The organism is Pseudomonas sp. R4-34-07 (assembly GCF_003852375.1).
Taxonomy (GTDB): Bacteria; Pseudomonadota; Gammaproteobacteria; order Pseudomonadales; family Pseudomonadaceae; genus Aquipseudomonas.
Window position 1 is genome coordinate 4982737 of sequence record NZ_CP027760.1, and the last position, 14643, is coordinate 4997379.

The window sequence follows — 14643 nt, forward strand, 5'->3', positions numbered from 1 at the left end:
TTCGCCCGCTTGCAGCCGCAGGGCCGGCAGGTGTCGGTGACGTTGCAATCCTGCGCAATGGATTAGAAGAGTGAGAGGCGGTCTATTCATGTCCACCCAAGCAAAGCAACAGCAGACTCAAGGCCTCGGCGGCTTCGAACCCTATGTGGAAAAAAAGGGCGAGGAGTACATGGGCGAGCCCATGCGCGAGCACTTCACCAAAATCCTGAACAAGTGGAAACAGGATTTGATGCAGGAAGTCGACCGCACGGTTGACCATATGAAGGACGAAGCAGCCAACTTCCCTGACCCGGCCGACCGTGCCAGCCAGGAAGAGGAGTTCGCCCTCGAACTGCGCGCCCGCGACCGCGAGCGCAAGTTGATCAAGAAGATCGACAAGACCCTGCAACTGATCAAAGACGAAGAATACGGCTGGTGCGAATCCTGCGGCGTCGAGATCGGTATTCGTCGCCTGGAAGCCCGCCCGACCGCGGACCTCTGTGTAGACTGCAAGACCTTGGCCGAAATCAAGGAAAAACAGGTCGGCAAGTAATGCTTGTCGGGCTGAACGAATGGGGCGTGCGAACGCCCCATTTTTGTTGCTGGCGTTTACCGATTTTCCAGTAGTATCCGGCTCATGACTGCCTCTACCTATATCGGGCGCTTCGCCCCCACGCCCAGCGGCCATCTGCACTTCGGCTCCCTGGTCGCCGCCCTCGCCTCCTACCTCGATGCCCGCGCCAATCAAGGCCGCTGGCTGATGCGCATGGAAGACCTCGACCCACCCCGTGAAGAACCCGGCGCCCAGGCGGCAATCCTGCATGCCCTGGAAAGCTACGGTTTTGAATGGGATGGCGAACTGGTTCGGCAAAGCGAGCGACACGACGCCTACGCCAAGGTATTGAACGACTTGTTCAACCACGGCCTGGCGTACGCCTGCACCTGCTCGCGCAAACAGCTGGAATCCTACAACGGGATTTACCCCGGGCTTTGCCGCAATGCCGGCCACGACCAGCAAGATGCGGCTATCCGTCTGCGCGTGCCCGAGCTTGAATACCATTTTACCGACCGCGTACAGGGCGAATTCCGACAGCACCTGGGGCGCGATGCAGGCGACTTCATCATCCGCCGCCGCGACGGCCTGTACGCCTATCAATTGGCCGTGGTCCTGGATGACGCCTGGCAAGGCGTTACCGACATCGTGCGCGGCGCCGACCTGCTCGATTCCACCCCACGCCAGCTTTACCTCCAGGAGTTACTCGGACTGAGGCAGCCGCGTTATCTGCATGTGCCGCTGATCGTCCAGCCGGACGGTTACAAACTGGGCAAGTCGTACCGTTCGCCACCGCTGACCGCAGACCAGGCCACGCCATTGTTACTCAGAGCGCTGCGCGCCCTTGGCCAGCCGGCCGGTGACGAGCTGCTTGACGCAAGCCCCAGGGAACTGCTGGATTGGGGCATTCGGCAGTGGGATGCCACACGGATCCCGCGCACACTCACCCTGGCCGAAGCGCAATTGAACTGAAGGCGCTTGCAGCTTGCCAGCCATCCGTTACCATCGCCGCAATTCTTCAATCAGAGGCCAACATGTACATCTATCGATTGGTCCTGCTGCTGGTCGTCGGGATCTACCTGTTTTCCCCCGCCATCATGGACTGGTGGATCGATGCCACGGGCGCCTGGTACCGTCCTTATCTGCTCTGGCTGATCCTGATCGTCGTGACCTTCATCCTGCAGAGCCAAAAAGATGCCGATGAGCTTTAGCCTCACCCAGATGCTGCTGATCAGCGCCGCCTACCTGGCGGCGTTGTTCGGCGTCGCCTGGATCAGTGAGCGTGGAATGATTCCGCGGGCGATCATTCGCCATCCCTTGACCTACACCTTGTCCCTGGGCGTATACGCCAGCGCTTGGGCGTTCTACGGTACGGTGGGCCTGGCCTATCAATACGGCTACGGTTTCCTCTCCAGCTACCTGGGGGTGTCCGGTGCGTTCCTGCTGGCGCCGGTGCTGCTGTACCCGATTTTGAAAATCACCCGCACCTATCAGTTGTCCTCCCTGGCGGACCTGTTTGCCTTTCGTTTTCGCAGCACCTGGGCCGGCGCACTCACCACGATTTTCATGTTGATCGGCGTGCTGCCGTTGCTCGCCCTGCAGATCCAGGCAGTGGCCGACTCGATCAGCATCCTCACCCGCGAGCCGGTGCAACATCGCGTTGCCCTGGCCTTCTGCGCATTGATCAGCCTGTTCACCATTTTCTTTGGCTCACGCCATATCGCCACCCGCGAAAAACACCAGGGCCTGGTGTTTGCGATTGCCTTTGAGTCGGTCATCAAGCTGGTCGCCATCGGCGGTGTCGGCCTTTATGCGCTCTACGGCGTGTTCGACGGCCCGCAACAGCTGGAATTGTGGCTGCTGCAAAACCAGACCGCCCTCGCCGCCTTGCACACGCCCCTGCAGGAAGGCCCCTGGCGCACGCTGCTGCTGGTGTTCTTCGCCTCGGCCATCGTGATGCCGCACATGTACCACATGACCTTCACCGAAAACCTCAACCCGCGCTCATTGGTCAGCGCCAGCTGGGGTTTACCACTGTTCCTGCTGTTGATGAGCCTGGCGGTGCCGCTGATTCTGTGGGCCGGCCTGAAACTGGGGGCCACCACCAACCCTGAGTATTTCACCCTCGGCATCGGCATCGCCGCCAACAGCCCGGCCCTGGCGCTGTTGGCGTATGTGGGCGGTTTGTCGGCGGCCAGTGGCTTGATCATTGTCACCACGCTGGCACTCTCCGGGATGGCGCTCAACCACCTGGTGCTGCCGCTGTACCAACCACCGGCCGAAGGCAACATCTACCGCTGGTTGAAATGGACGCGCCGCGCGCTGATCGTCGCGATCATCATGGCCGGCTATGCCTTTTACCTGCTGCTGGGCGCCGGGCAGGACCTGGCCAACCTCGGCATCGTGGCCTTTGTCGCCACCTTGCAGTTCCTGCCGGGCGTACTCTCGGTGCTGTACTGGCCGACCGCCAATCGCCGTGGCTTTATCGCCGGGTTGCTGGCGGGCATCCTGGTGTGGCTGGTGACCATGCTGCTACCGCTGGTCGGCAACCTGCAGGGTTTCTATATACCGTTGCTGAACATGATTTACGTGCTGGATGATACCAGCTGGCACATGGCCGCAATCGCTTCGCTGGCCGCCAACGTCCTGATGTTCACCCTGATCTCGCTGTTCACCAACGCCAGCCCCGAAGAAACCAGCGCCGCCGAAGCCTGCGCAGTAGACAACGTGCGTCGCCCGCAACGCCGCGAGCTGCATGCGGCCTCGCCTCAGGAATTCGCCACGCAACTGGCCAAGCCGCTCGGCGCCAAGGCCGCGCAAAAGGAAGTCGAACAGGCCTTGCGCGATCTGTACCTGCCATTCGATGAGCGCCGTCCCTATGCGCTGCGGCGCTTGCGCGACCGTATCGAAGCCAACTTGTCCGGGCTGATGGGCCCCAGCGTGTCCCAGGACATGGTGGAAACTTTTCTGCCCTACAAGGCCGGTGGCGAAAACTACGTGACCGAAGACATCCATTTCATCGAAAGCCGGCTGGAGGACTATCACTCACGCCTCACCGGCCTCGCCGCCGAGCTTGATGCCCTGCGCCGTTACCACCGCCAGACCCTGCAGGAACTGCCGATGGGCGTGTGTTCCCTGGCCAAGGACCAGGAAATCCTGATGTGGAACAAGGCTATGGAAGAGCTTACCGGCATCGCCGCGCAACGCGTGGTCGGCTCTCGCCTCAATACCCTCGGCGACCCCTGGAAAGAATTGTTGCAAGGTTTTATCAACCTGCCCGACGAGCATTTGCACAAGCAGCACCTGGCCCTCGACGGCCAGACTCGTTGGCTCAACCTGCACAAGGCCGCCATTGACGAGCCCCTGGCCCCAGGCAACAGCGGCCTGGTGTTGCTGGTGGAAGACCTTACCGACACCCAGATGCTCGAAGACAAGCTGGTGCACTCCGAGCGCCTGGCCAGTATTGGTCGCCTGGCCGCCGGTGTGGCGCATGAGATCGGCAACCCGATCACAGGTATCGCCTGCCTGGCGCAGAACCTGCGGGAAGAGCGCGAGGAAGACGGTGAAATCACCGAGATCAGCGGGCAGATCCTCGAGCAGACCAAGCGCGTGTCGCGCATCGTGCAGTCGCTGATGAGCTTCGCCCACTCCGGCGCCCATCAGAATCAGGACGAAGCGGTGTGCCTGGCCAAAGTGGCGCAGGACGCCATTGGGCTGCTGGCCTTGAACCGGCGCAATTTCGAAGTACAGTTCTTTAACCTGTGCGATCCGGACCACTGGGTCGATGGCGACTCACAACGCCTGGCCCAGGTCCTGATCAACTTGCTGTCCAACGCCCGCGATGCGTCCCCGCCGCACAGCGCGGTACGCGTCAAGAGCGAGGCTTTCGAGCACACGGTCGACCTGATCGTGGAAGATGAAGGCAGCGGCATTCCACAGAACATCATGGACCGATTGTTCGAACCCTTCTTCACCACCAAGGACCCAGGTGAAGGTACCGGTCTGGGCCTTGCACTGGTCTATTCCATCGTTGAAGAGCATTATGGACAAATCACCATCGACAGCCCGGCTGACACCGAAAGCCAACGCGGCACCCGTATCCGGGTGACCTTGCCGCGTCATGTCGAAGCGACGTCCGCTGTGAACTGAGACCGTCGAGAGAATTGAATCAATGCCGCACATTTTGATCGTCGAAGACGAAACCATTATCCGCTCTGCCTTGCGTCGCCTGCTTGAACGTAATCAGTACCAGGTCAGCGAAGCCGGCTCGGTGCAGGAAGCCCAGGAGCGGTTCAGCATTCCCACGTTCGACCTGATCGTCAGCGACCTGCGCTTGCCGGGCGCTCCGGGCACCGAATTGATCAAGCTGGGCCAGGGCACTCCGGTGCTGATCATGACCAGCTACGCCAGCCTGCGCTCGGCGGTGGACTCGATGAAGATGGGCGCGGTGGACTACATCGCCAAGCCTTTCGACCATGACGAGATGCTGCAGGCTGTGGCGCGCATCCTGCGTGACCGCCAGTCGGCCAGCAGTGCGCCAGCCGAACCGCGTCCGGCAGGAAAAGCAGCCGACAAACCGGGCGTCGATAACAGTAACGGCGAAATCGGCATCATTGGCTCCTGCCCGCCGATGCAGGACCTGTACAGCAAGATCCGCAAAGTGGCGCCGACCGACTCCAATGTATTGATCCAGGGTGAGTCGGGCACCGGCAAGGAACTGGTGGCCCGCGCGCTGCATAACCTGTCCAGGCGCGCCAAGGCCCCGATGATCTCGGTGAACTGCGCGGCGATCCCCGAATCCCTGATCGAGTCGGAATTGTTTGGCCACGAAAAAGGCGCGTTCACCGGTGCCAGCGCCGGGCGTGCGGGCTTGGTCGAAGCCGCCGACGGCGGCACGCTGTTCCTCGACGAAATCGGCGAGCTGCCCCTGGAGGCCCAGGCGCGCTTGTTGCGGGTGCTGCAGGAAGGCGAAATTCGCCGGGTCGGTTCGGTGCAATCGCAAAAGGTCGATGTACGCCTGATCGCAGCGACGCACCGTGACCTCAAGAGCCTGGCCAAGATCGGCCAGTTCCGTGAAGACCTGTATTACCGCCTGCATGTGATTGCGCTCAAGCTGCCGCCACTGCGCGAGCGTGGCGCCGATGTCAACGAGATCGCCAGCGCGTTCCTGCTGCGCCAGAGCGCGCGCATCAACCGTACCGATCTGAAGTTTGCGCCGGACGCAGAGCAGGCGATCCGGCATTACGCATGGCCGGGCAACGTGCGCGAACTGGAGAACGCCGTCGAGCGCGCGGTCATCCTGTCGGAAAGCCCGGAAATATCCGCCGAGCTGTTGGGCATTGATATCGAGCTCAGCGATCTGGACGACGACGACTTCATCGGCTTGGCGCCACAACAGGGCGCAGGTAGCGCGACCAGCCATGAGCCGACGGAAGATTTGTCCCTGGAAGACTACTTCCAGCATTTCGTCCTCGAGCACCAGGACCACATGACCGAAACCGAACTGGCCCGCAAGCTCGGCGTAAGCCGCAAGTGCCTGTGGGAACGTCGCCAACGCCTGGGCATTCCACGGCGCAAGACCGGTGTTCCCAGCGAGAGCTGAGGTAACACCTGCTAATGTGAAAAAACTGTTACCGCAGATATGTCGCGTAACAAAAGCCGGGGCTTACGGTAACGGAGCCCCGGCTTTTTTTCGCCCGTTAAAACCCTGAAACCGCCTCAACCCCCTGCTTTTGCTGGGCGGCGCAAAAGTTGGCACGCACCCTGCTATATGCTTAGTACAAAAACAATAACAAGCTTTGTACCAGACAATAAAAATAAGACGAATCGACTCACGCATAACAAAAACAACACGGCGGAGGCGCAGCTAACTGATTCTTTTGGAGAGGCGTTGCATTTGGGGCTTGCCCCGCAACCAGGCCGAGAACAACAAAAACTGCCCTAAGGCAGAGCCTGAACTGGTTGGATCGTAGATCAGCAACACAGCGACCAAAGCAATCCGTTTGCTCTTGGCTCCCGATTGGGAGTGCCATGAAGGTGAAGCTTCATGGCGAGGGCGATCAACAAAAACAAGAAGCCCGACACCATAATAAAAATAGAGCACGCAACTACTTCTGGGGGAGCTTCGGCTCCCCTTGTAGTTTCCGACAGTTAGCCCCTGGATTTGCCTTTTAAACGCTTATGGCGCAACGCCTGCAGCTTGTTCCTACACCATCCCCTGACTAAATGCTAGAATCCCGGCCCATCATGCGGTCATTCTTCGTTATGGCCGAACATTCCTTCAAACAGTGCATCCCATGCTGAAGAAGTTGTTCCAGTCATTCCGTTCTCCCTTGCGTCGTACGCAACACATTCGCAGCACGCCTGAAGTGCTTAACAGCAATCAGCATTCATTGCAGCGCGCTCAATTCAGCCGCTATGCGGTGAACATCGTCGAACGTTTGCAGAACGCCGGTTACCAGGCCTACCTGGTGGGCGGCTGCGTACGTGACATGCTGCTCAATATCACGCCGAAAGATTTCGACGTTGCCACCAGCGCCACGCCTGAACAGGTGCGTGCCGAATTTCGCAATGCGCGGATCATCGGGCGCCGCTTCAAGCTGGTGCATATCCACTTCGGTCGCGAAATCATCGAGGTCGCGACGTTCCGCGCCGGCCACCCGCAAAACGATGAAGAGGAAGACACCAATCAGTCTTCCCGCAACGAGAGCGGGCGCATCCTGCGCGACAACGTCTACGGCACCCTGGAAGAAGACGCGCAACGCCGCGACTTCACCATCAATGCCCTGTATTACGATCCTGTCAGCGAGCGGATCCTCGATTACGCCAATGGCGTACACGATATCCGCAACAACTTGATCCGACTGATCGGCGACCCGACACAGCGCTACCAGGAAGACCCGGTGCGCATGCTGCGCGCCGTGCGGTTCGCCGCCAAGCTCAACTTCGGTATCGAGAAACACACGGCCGCACCGATTCGCGAACTGGCACCGATGCTGCGGGAAATCCCGTCGGCACGCCTGTTTGAAGAAGTGCTCAAGCTGTTCCTTTCGGGCTATGCCGCCGACACCTTTGAAATGCTCGTCGACCTGCAGTTGTTCGATCCACTGTTCCCGGCCAGCGCCGAGGCGTTGGAGCACAACCCGACGTACACCCACACACTGATCAGCGAAGCGTTGATCAACACTGACCTGCGCATCAAGCAGAACAAGCCGGTGACCCCGGCGTTCCTGTTTGCCGCCCTGTTGTGGCCGGCCCTGCCCAAACGCGTACTGCGCTTGCAGGACCGTGGCATGCCGCCGATCCCTGCCATGCAGGAAGCCGCCCACGAACTGATCACCGAACAGTGCCAGCGCATCGCCATTCCGAAACGCTTCACCCTGCCGATCCGCGAAATCTGGGACATGCAGGAGCGCCTGCCGCGCCGCAGTGGCAAACGCGCCGACCTGTTGCTGGACAACCCGCGCTTTCGCGCAGGCTACGACTTCCTGTTGCTGCGCGAAAGCGCCGGCGAGCAGACCGACGGCCTGGGTGAATGGTGGACCGACTATCAGGATGCCAATGACAGCCAACGCCGCGAGATGATTCGTGAGCTCGGCAGCAAAGGCGATAGCGTCGGCGAAGGGCCGAAAAAGCGCCGCCGCAGCTCCAGCAAGCGCAAACGCAGCGCCGCCGATGCCTCGGGCGCAACCGGCGAATAATCGTGGAACGTATCTACATCGGCATGGGCAGCAACCTGGCGGCCCCGCAGCAGCAACTGCGCGACGCTATCGAAGCCCTGGCGCACTTGCCCGGCACGGCCCTCGTCGATGTATCCGCCTTTTATCAAAGCGACTCCCTGCTGCCAGGCCAACCGCGCTACACCAACGCGGTGGCGGCCGTGGACAGCAACCTCACGCCGCTGGGCCTGCTCGACGCACTGCAAACCATCGAAAACCACCAGGGCCGCGAGCGCACTGAGCGTTGGGGCCCACGCACCCTGGACCTGGATATCCTGCTATTCGGTGATCGCCTGATTGATGAGCCGCGCCTCAAAGTGCCGCATTACCAGATGCACCTGCGGGCGTTCGTGCTTTATCCATTGGCTGAGCTGGTGCCTGCCGACTTTCAGTTGCCCGAGGGCCAAACGCTGGGTGAACTGCTGACAGCTTGCCCATTCGTCGGCCTGGAACGCTTGCCTCTGTAGGAGCGAGCTTGCTCGCGAAAATCGTCAACGATCACGCGCTCAGCCTGATTGAGCGCGGTGCCCTTGGATTCTTCGCGAGCAAGCTCGCTCCTACGATCGCGTCAGTAACAGCGGTAACACCGCCATCGTAACAAGGCGGTAACACATCCAATTGACTTCCCGTGTCCTCCTCACGACTATAGGCGTCCCGCCGCCGCCAACCCGGCGCTGAAGGGCGCAATCCAGGCCATATAAGCACTGCTATCAAGACGGTGCGCCTGTATAAACGAAGACTCACGCGCGTTACTCGCTGTTTCCAAGCGCCTGAACGAGGACCCTTTTCATGCCAGACATTACCCTGACCACCTTGCAGAGCCTCAAGCTCAAGGGTGAAAAAATCACCATGCTGACCTGCTACGACGCGACCTTCGCCCACGCCTGTTGCCAGGCCGGGGTCGAGGTGTTGCTGGTAGGCGACTCCCTGGGCATGGTTCTGCAAGGGAATGACAGCACGCTCCCCGTCACCACCGATGAACTCGCGTACCACACCGCCAGCGTCAAGCGTGGCAATGACGGTGCGTTCATCATCGCCGACCTGCCATTCATGGGGTATGCCACGCTCGAACAGACCTTCCAGAACGCCGGCAAACTGATGCAGGCGGGTGCGCACATGATCAAGGTCGAAGGTGCCGTATGGCTCGCCGAGTCGATCCGGCTGCTGGCTGAGCGCGGCGTGCCGGTGTGCGCGCACATGGGCCTGACGCCGCAGTCGGTCAACCTCCTGGGTGGCTATAAGGTCCAGGGCCGCAATGAAGCCCAGGCACGCCAGATGCGCGCCGATGCCATCGCCCTGGAACAAGCCGGCGTCGCGATGATTCTGCTGGAGTGCGTACCCAGTGAACTGGCCGCCGAAATCACCCAGGCGGTCAAAGTACCGGTGATCGGCATCGGGGCTGGCTCCGCCACCGACGGCCAAGTGCTGGTGCTGCACGACATGCTCGGCCTGTCGATCAGCGGCCACGTGCCCAAGTTCGTGAAAAACTTCATGGCCGGCCAGCCCAGCATTCACGCCGCACTGAGCGCTTATGTCAGCGAAGTCAAGGCCGTGACCTTCCCTGGCGCCGAACACGGATTCTCTGCATGAACACCGTTAAAACCCTGCGCGAACTGCGCGCCGCCGTGACCCACGCGCGCAACGCCGGCAAGCGCATCGGCTTCGTGCCGACCATGGGCAACCTGCACAGTGGCCACGCGACCCTGGTGAGCAAGGCTGCGCAGCAATCGGATTTCGTGGTGACGAGCATTTTCGTCAACCCGCTGCAATTCGGCGCCGGCGAAGACCTGGACAAATATCCGCGCACCCTCGCCGCCGATCAGGAACGGCTGCTGCAAGCCGGTTGCAACCTGCTGTTCGCGCCAACGGTGGAGGAAATGTACCCCAGCGGCATGACCGGCCAGACCCGCGTCAGCGTGCCCCAACTGTCCGAAGGCCTGTGTGGGGCCAGCCGTCCAGGGCATTTCGAAGGCGTCGCCACGGTGGTCAGCAAGCTATTCAACATGGTGCAGCCGGATATGGCCGTATTTGGTCAGAAGGACTATCAGCAACTGGCGGTGATCCGCGCCATGGTGCACGACCTGAACATGCCGATCCAGATCATCGGCGAGCCGACCGTCCGCGCAGCCGATGGCCTGGCGCTGTCATCGCGCAATGGCTACCTCACCGAAGAGCAACGCGCGATTGCACCGGTGCTGTACCGCAGCCTCAGCCAGATTGCCGCCGCCATCAAAAGCGGTGAGCGTGATTTCGCCAGGCTGCGCGCCGAGCACACCCAGCAGATCGAAGCCGCTGGTTTGCGCATGGACTACCTGGAAGTGCGCCAAGGCATACACTTGAGGCCAGCCAAGCCTGAGGATCGGGACATTGTGATTCTGGTGGCGGCCTATCTGGGCGCGACTCGCCTGATCGACAACCTGCATCTGACCCTCGACTGACCCCTGTCAACACCCCGCGATTGCCCTAAACGCTGCGCCGGTATAAAAAAGTACCGGCTACAGCGCAGACAAAGCCAAGACATATCGACACGCTAGGTTTAATGTAATCGCCCTGCGCGTATGGTTAGCGCTGTCCGGAAAAAACCGTGGCCAGTTAAAAGACTGGACGTTCCGGATTTTGAAGTGTCCTAAAAGGCAGTCCCTGTAATAAAAAGGAAACCCGCAGCGATGGCGTACTACCGCACCCCTCATGACGTTACCGCGCTGCCCGCCTGGCAGGCGCTCAATCAACATCGCCAAGCCATGCAGGATTTCAGCATGCGCGAGGCCTTCAATGCCGACCCCCAGCGTTTTTCAGAATTTACCCTGAGCAGCTGCGGGCTTTTCCTCGATTACTCGAAAAACCTGATCACCCGCGAAACCCGCGACCTGCTGGTGGGCCTGGCCAACGAAGTCGGCCTCAAAGACGCGATCGACTCGCTGTATGCCGGCGAGCCGGTCAACTCCTCCGAAGGCCGCCCAGCGTTGCATACCGCCCTGCGCCGCCCGGTAGGCGACAAGTTGTCGGTCAACGGCGTGAACATCATGCCGGACGTGCACAAAGTGCTGAACCAGATCACTGACCTGGTCGGCCGCATCCACGATGGCCTGTGGCGTGGCTACACCGAGAAGCCGATCACGGACGTGGTGAATATCGGCATCGGTGGTTCGTTCCTCGGCCCGGAGCTGGTCTCCGAAGCGCTGCTGTCCTACGCCCACAAAGGCGTGCGCTGTCATTACCTGGCGAACATCGACGGCAGCGAGTTTCACGAGCTGACCATGAAGCTGCGCGCCGAGACCACGCTGTTTATCGTCTCGTCCAAATCCTTCAATACCCTCGAAACCCTGAAGAATGCCCAGGCCGCCCGCGCCTGGTACTTGGCGCAGGGCGGCTCGGAAGCGGAGCTGTACCGCCACTTCATCGCCGTGTCGAGCAACAACGCAGCGGCCGTGGCGTTCGGTATCCGCGAGGAAAACATCTTCCCGATGTGGGACTGGGTCGGCGGTCGTTACTCGCTGTGGTCCGCGATCGGCTTGCCCATTGCCCTGGCGATCGGCATGTCCAACTTCAAGGAACTGCTGTCCGGTGCCTACACCATGGACCAGCATTTCCAGAACGCGCCGTTCGAAGACAACATGCCGGTGCTGCTGGGCTTGCTGGGCGTGTGGTACGGCAATTTCTGGGGTTCGCAGAGCCATGCGATCCTGCCGTACGACCATTACCTGCGTAACATCACCAAGCATTTGCAGCAGTTGGACATGGAATCCAACGGCAAGAGCGTGCGCCAGGACGGCACACCGGTCGCCACCGATACCGGCCCGGTCATCTGGGGCGGCGTGGGCTGCAACGGGCAACATGCTTATCACCAGTTGCTGCACCAAGGCACCCAACTGATCCCGGCCGACTTCATCGTACCGATCGTGAGTTTCAACCCGGTCTCCGACCACCATCAGTGGCTGTACGCCAACTGCCTGTCCCAAAGCCAGGCATTGATGCTTGGCAAGACCCGCGCCGAAGCCGAAGCCGAGTTGCGCGAAAAAGGCATCCCCGAAGCTGAAGTGCAGAAACTGGCGCCGCACAAGGTGATCCCGGGCAACCGCCCGAGCAACACCATCGTGGTTGAACGCATCAGCCCACGTCGCCTCGGCGCGCTGGTTGCCATGTACGAGCACAAAGTGTTCGTCCAGAGCGTGATCTGGGGCATCAACGCTTTCGACCAATGGGGTGTCGAGCTGGGCAAGGAACTGGGCAAAGGCGTCTACAACCGCCTGACCGGCGCCGAAGAAACCTCGGCCGAGGATGCTTCGACCCAGGGCCTGATCAACTACTTCCGCGGCCGTCACCGCGGCTGATCCGGCGACTTCAAGGCCAATGTCCGTTTGGACGTTGGCCTTGAACCCTCTCTCCTCAGGGTGCATCTTTATGACTTGTCGCAAAACAAGAATAAGGAGCGCTCATGTTCGATATCAGCCAATTCCCCCGCGCCGATGCCGTCCGTCGGGCTGCGCAACTCAGTCAAGAGGACTATCAGCGCCTCTATCGCCAATCCATCGAACAGCCGGACACCTTCTGGGCCGACCAGGCCAAGAGCTTTCTCGATTGGATGGCGCCATGGCACACCGTTCATAGCGCCGACATCAGCACCGGTGCTGCGCAATGGTTTGCCGGTGGTCAACTGAACGTCAGCTACAACTGCATCGACCGTCATTTGCCACAGCGTGCCGATCAGCCGGCCTTCATCTGGGAAGGCGATGATCCGACACAATCGTCCACCATCACTTACCGCGAACTTCATCAACACGTCAGCCGCCTGGCCAACGTGCTGAAGAGCCGTGGCGTAAGCAAAGGCGACCGGGTGTGCATTTATATGCCAATGATCCCGGAAGCGGCCTACGCCATGTTGGCCTGCACACGCATTGGCGCGGTGCATTCGGTTGTATTTGGCGGGTTCTCACCGGACGCCCTGCGCGACCGCATACTGGATGCCGACTGTCGCACGGTCATCACCGCCGATGAAGGCGTACGCGGCGGCAAACCGGTCGCGCTGAAACACAACGTGGATAAAGCACTGGCCAGTTGCCCGAACGTCAGCACCGTCCTGGTGGTCCAGCGCACCGGCGCAAACGTGGACTGGAACGAAGGCCGCGACCTCAAGTACCAACAGGCCGTGGAGGCCGCGAGCGACGATTGCCCGCCCGAGCCGATGGACGCCGAGGCCCCGCTGTTTATCCTCTATACCTCCGGTAGCACAGGCAAACCCAAGGGCGTCTTGCACAGCACCGGCGGCTATCTGCTGCAAGTGGCGATGACCTTCAAGTACGTACTGGACTACCGCGAGGGCGAAGTGTTCTGGTGCACCGCCGACGTGGGCTGGGTTACCGGCCACAGCTACATCGTCTATGGCCCCCTGGCCAATGGCGCTACGTCGTTGATGTTCGAAGGTGTGCCAAGCTACCCGGACAGCTCGCGCTTCTGGCAGGTCATCGACAAACACCAGGTGAACATCTTCTACACCGCGCCGACCGCATTGCGCGCCCTGATGCGTGAAGGCCACGGCCCGCTGCAAAGCACTTCCCGCGCCAGCTTACGCCTGCTGGGCAGCGTCGGTGAGCCGATCAACCCGGAAGCCTGGGACTGGTACTTCAACGCCGTCGGCGAGCAGCGCTGCCCGATTGTCGATACCTGGTGGCAGACCGAAACCGGCGGCATCATGCTCAGCCCGCTGGCCAGCGCCCAGCTTATCAAGCCAGGTTGTGCCACCCAGCCGATGTTCGGCGTACAGCCGGTGTTGCTGGATGAGCAAGGCAAGGAAATCAGCGGTGCCGGCAGCGGCGTACTCGCAATCAAAGCCAGCTGGCCGGGGCAGATTCGCAGCGTCTATGGCGATCCGCAGCGCATGCTCGACACCTACTTCAAACCCTACCCCGGTTACTACTTCACCGGCGACGGCGCGCGGCGCGATGAGCAGGGCGATTACTGGATCACCGGGAGAATCGACGATGTTATCAACGTATCAGGCCATCGCATCGGGACCGCCGAAGTCGAAAGCGCCCTGGTGCTGCATGACCTGGTCGCCGAGGCCGCGGTGGTCGGCTACCCCCACGACGTCAAAGGCCAGGGCATTTATGCGTTCGTCACCCCAATGAATGGCGTCGAACCCAGCGATGCGCTGAAAAAGCACCTGCTGGAGTTGGTCAGCAAGGAAATCGGCAGCTTCGCCAAGCCGGAATTGATCCAATGGGCGCCCGCCCTGCCGAAAACTCGCTCCGGCAAGATCATGCGCAGGATTTTGCGCAAGATTGCCTGCAACGAGCTGGACAGCCTGGGCGATACCTCGACGCTGGCCGACCCGAGCGTTGTGGATGGCCTGATCGACAAACGCCTGAACCGATAGCCTCGAAATAACCCCCGGCC

11 protein-coding genes are annotated in these 14643 nt (G+C 60.8%); all 11 read left to right on the top strand.

Annotated features, from left to right (window positions below; translation table 11 throughout):
• The first annotated feature begins 88 nt into the window (after nucleotides 1–88).
• The 11 genes from dksA (at nucleotide 89) to acs (ending at nucleotide 14623) form a co-directional block, all read left to right on the top strand.
• Nucleotides 89–532: an RNA polymerase-binding protein DksA gene (gene dksA, locus C4J85_RS22960; RefSeq protein ID WP_003194150.1), complete on the top strand. Its 444-nt coding sequence runs from the start codon at nucleotides 89–91 to the stop codon at nucleotides 530–532.
• Nucleotides 533–616: 84 nt separating this feature from the next.
• Nucleotides 617–1504, top strand: coding sequence for a tRNA glutamyl-Q(34) synthetase GluQRS (gene gluQRS, locus C4J85_RS22965; protein ID WP_124410790.1), 888 nt, complete (start codon nucleotides 617–619; stop codon nucleotides 1502–1504).
• 62 nt (nucleotides 1505–1566) lie between these two features.
• On the top strand, nucleotides 1567–1743 hold the full coding sequence (locus tag C4J85_RS22970; RefSeq protein ID WP_003176118.1) for a hypothetical protein: 177 nt from the start codon (nucleotides 1567–1569) through the stop codon (nucleotides 1741–1743).
• On the top strand, nucleotides 1727–4681 hold the full coding sequence (locus tag C4J85_RS22975; protein ID WP_164484567.1) for a sensor histidine kinase: 2955 nt from the start codon (nucleotides 1727–1729) through the stop codon (nucleotides 4679–4681). The genes C4J85_RS22970 and C4J85_RS22975 overlap by 17 nt, the downstream gene beginning before the upstream one ends.
• A 22-nt stretch (nucleotides 4682–4703) precedes the next feature.
• A complete protein-coding gene (locus tag C4J85_RS22980) occupies nucleotides 4704–6134 on the top strand; it encodes a sigma-54 dependent transcriptional regulator (protein WP_124364425.1) in 1431 nt (476 codons plus the stop codon).
• A 694-nt stretch (nucleotides 6135–6828) separates the two neighbouring features.
• Entirely contained in the window at nucleotides 6829–8232 is a 1404-nt protein-coding gene (locus C4J85_RS22985) for a polynucleotide adenylyltransferase PcnB (RefSeq protein ID WP_124368369.1), read from the top strand.
• Nucleotides 8233–8234: 2 nt separating this feature from the next.
• Nucleotides 8235–8717 (top strand): 2-amino-4-hydroxy-6-hydroxymethyldihydropteridine diphosphokinase, encoded by a 483-nt coding sequence (folK, locus tag C4J85_RS22990; RefSeq protein ID WP_124368370.1) that lies wholly within the window; start codon nucleotides 8235–8237, stop codon nucleotides 8715–8717.
• A gap of 322 nt (nucleotides 8718–9039) precedes the next feature.
• The gene (gene panB / locus C4J85_RS22995; RefSeq protein WP_124368371.1) at nucleotides 9040–9840 is read left to right on the top strand and encodes a 3-methyl-2-oxobutanoate hydroxymethyltransferase; all 801 of its coding nucleotides are present in this window, start codon (nucleotides 9040–9042) and stop codon (nucleotides 9838–9840) included.
• Nucleotides 9837–10688, top strand: a complete 852-nt coding sequence (gene panC, locus C4J85_RS23000) for a pantoate--beta-alanine ligase (RefSeq protein WP_124410791.1) — start codon at nucleotides 9837–9839, stop codon at nucleotides 10686–10688. Before panB ends, panC begins: the two co-directional genes overlap by 4 nt.
• Before the next feature lie 228 nt (nucleotides 10689–10916).
• The gene (pgi, locus tag C4J85_RS23005; protein WP_124410792.1) at nucleotides 10917–12581 is read left to right on the top strand and encodes a glucose-6-phosphate isomerase; all 1665 of its coding nucleotides are present in this window, start codon (nucleotides 10917–10919) and stop codon (nucleotides 12579–12581) included.
• Nucleotides 12582–12685: 104 nt separating this feature from the next.
• On the top strand, nucleotides 12686–14623 hold the full coding sequence (gene acs / locus C4J85_RS23010) for an acetate--CoA ligase (protein WP_124410793.1): 1938 nt from the start codon (nucleotides 12686–12688) through the stop codon (nucleotides 14621–14623).
• Nucleotides 14624–14643: the final 20 nt, after the last annotated feature.

Coding starts and splice junctions, on each gene's coding strand:
- dksA (WP_003194150.1), top strand. CDS start 89: ATGTCCACCCAAGCAAAGCAACAGCAGACTCAAGGCCTCGGCGGCTTC.
- gluQRS (WP_124410790.1), top strand. CDS start 617: ATGACTGCCTCTACCTATATCGGGCGCTTCGCCCCCACGCCCAGCGGC.
- C4J85_RS22970 (WP_003176118.1), top strand. CDS start 1,567: ATGTACATCTATCGATTGGTCCTGCTGCTGGTCGTCGGGATCTACCTG.
- C4J85_RS22975 (WP_164484567.1), top strand. CDS start 1,727: ATGCCGATGAGCTTTAGCCTCACCCAGATGCTGCTGATCAGCGCCGCC.
- C4J85_RS22980 (WP_124364425.1), top strand. CDS start 4,704: ATGCCGCACATTTTGATCGTCGAAGACGAAACCATTATCCGCTCTGCC.
- C4J85_RS22985 (WP_124368369.1), top strand. CDS start 6,829: ATGCTGAAGAAGTTGTTCCAGTCATTCCGTTCTCCCTTGCGTCGTACG.
- panB (WP_124368371.1), top strand. CDS start 9,040: ATGCCAGACATTACCCTGACCACCTTGCAGAGCCTCAAGCTCAAGGGT.
- panC (WP_124410791.1), top strand. CDS start 9,837: ATGAACACCGTTAAAACCCTGCGCGAACTGCGCGCCGCCGTGACCCAC.
- pgi (WP_124410792.1), top strand. CDS start 10,917: ATGGCGTACTACCGCACCCCTCATGACGTTACCGCGCTGCCCGCCTGG.
- acs (WP_124410793.1), top strand. CDS start 12,686: ATGTTCGATATCAGCCAATTCCCCCGCGCCGATGCCGTCCGTCGGGCT.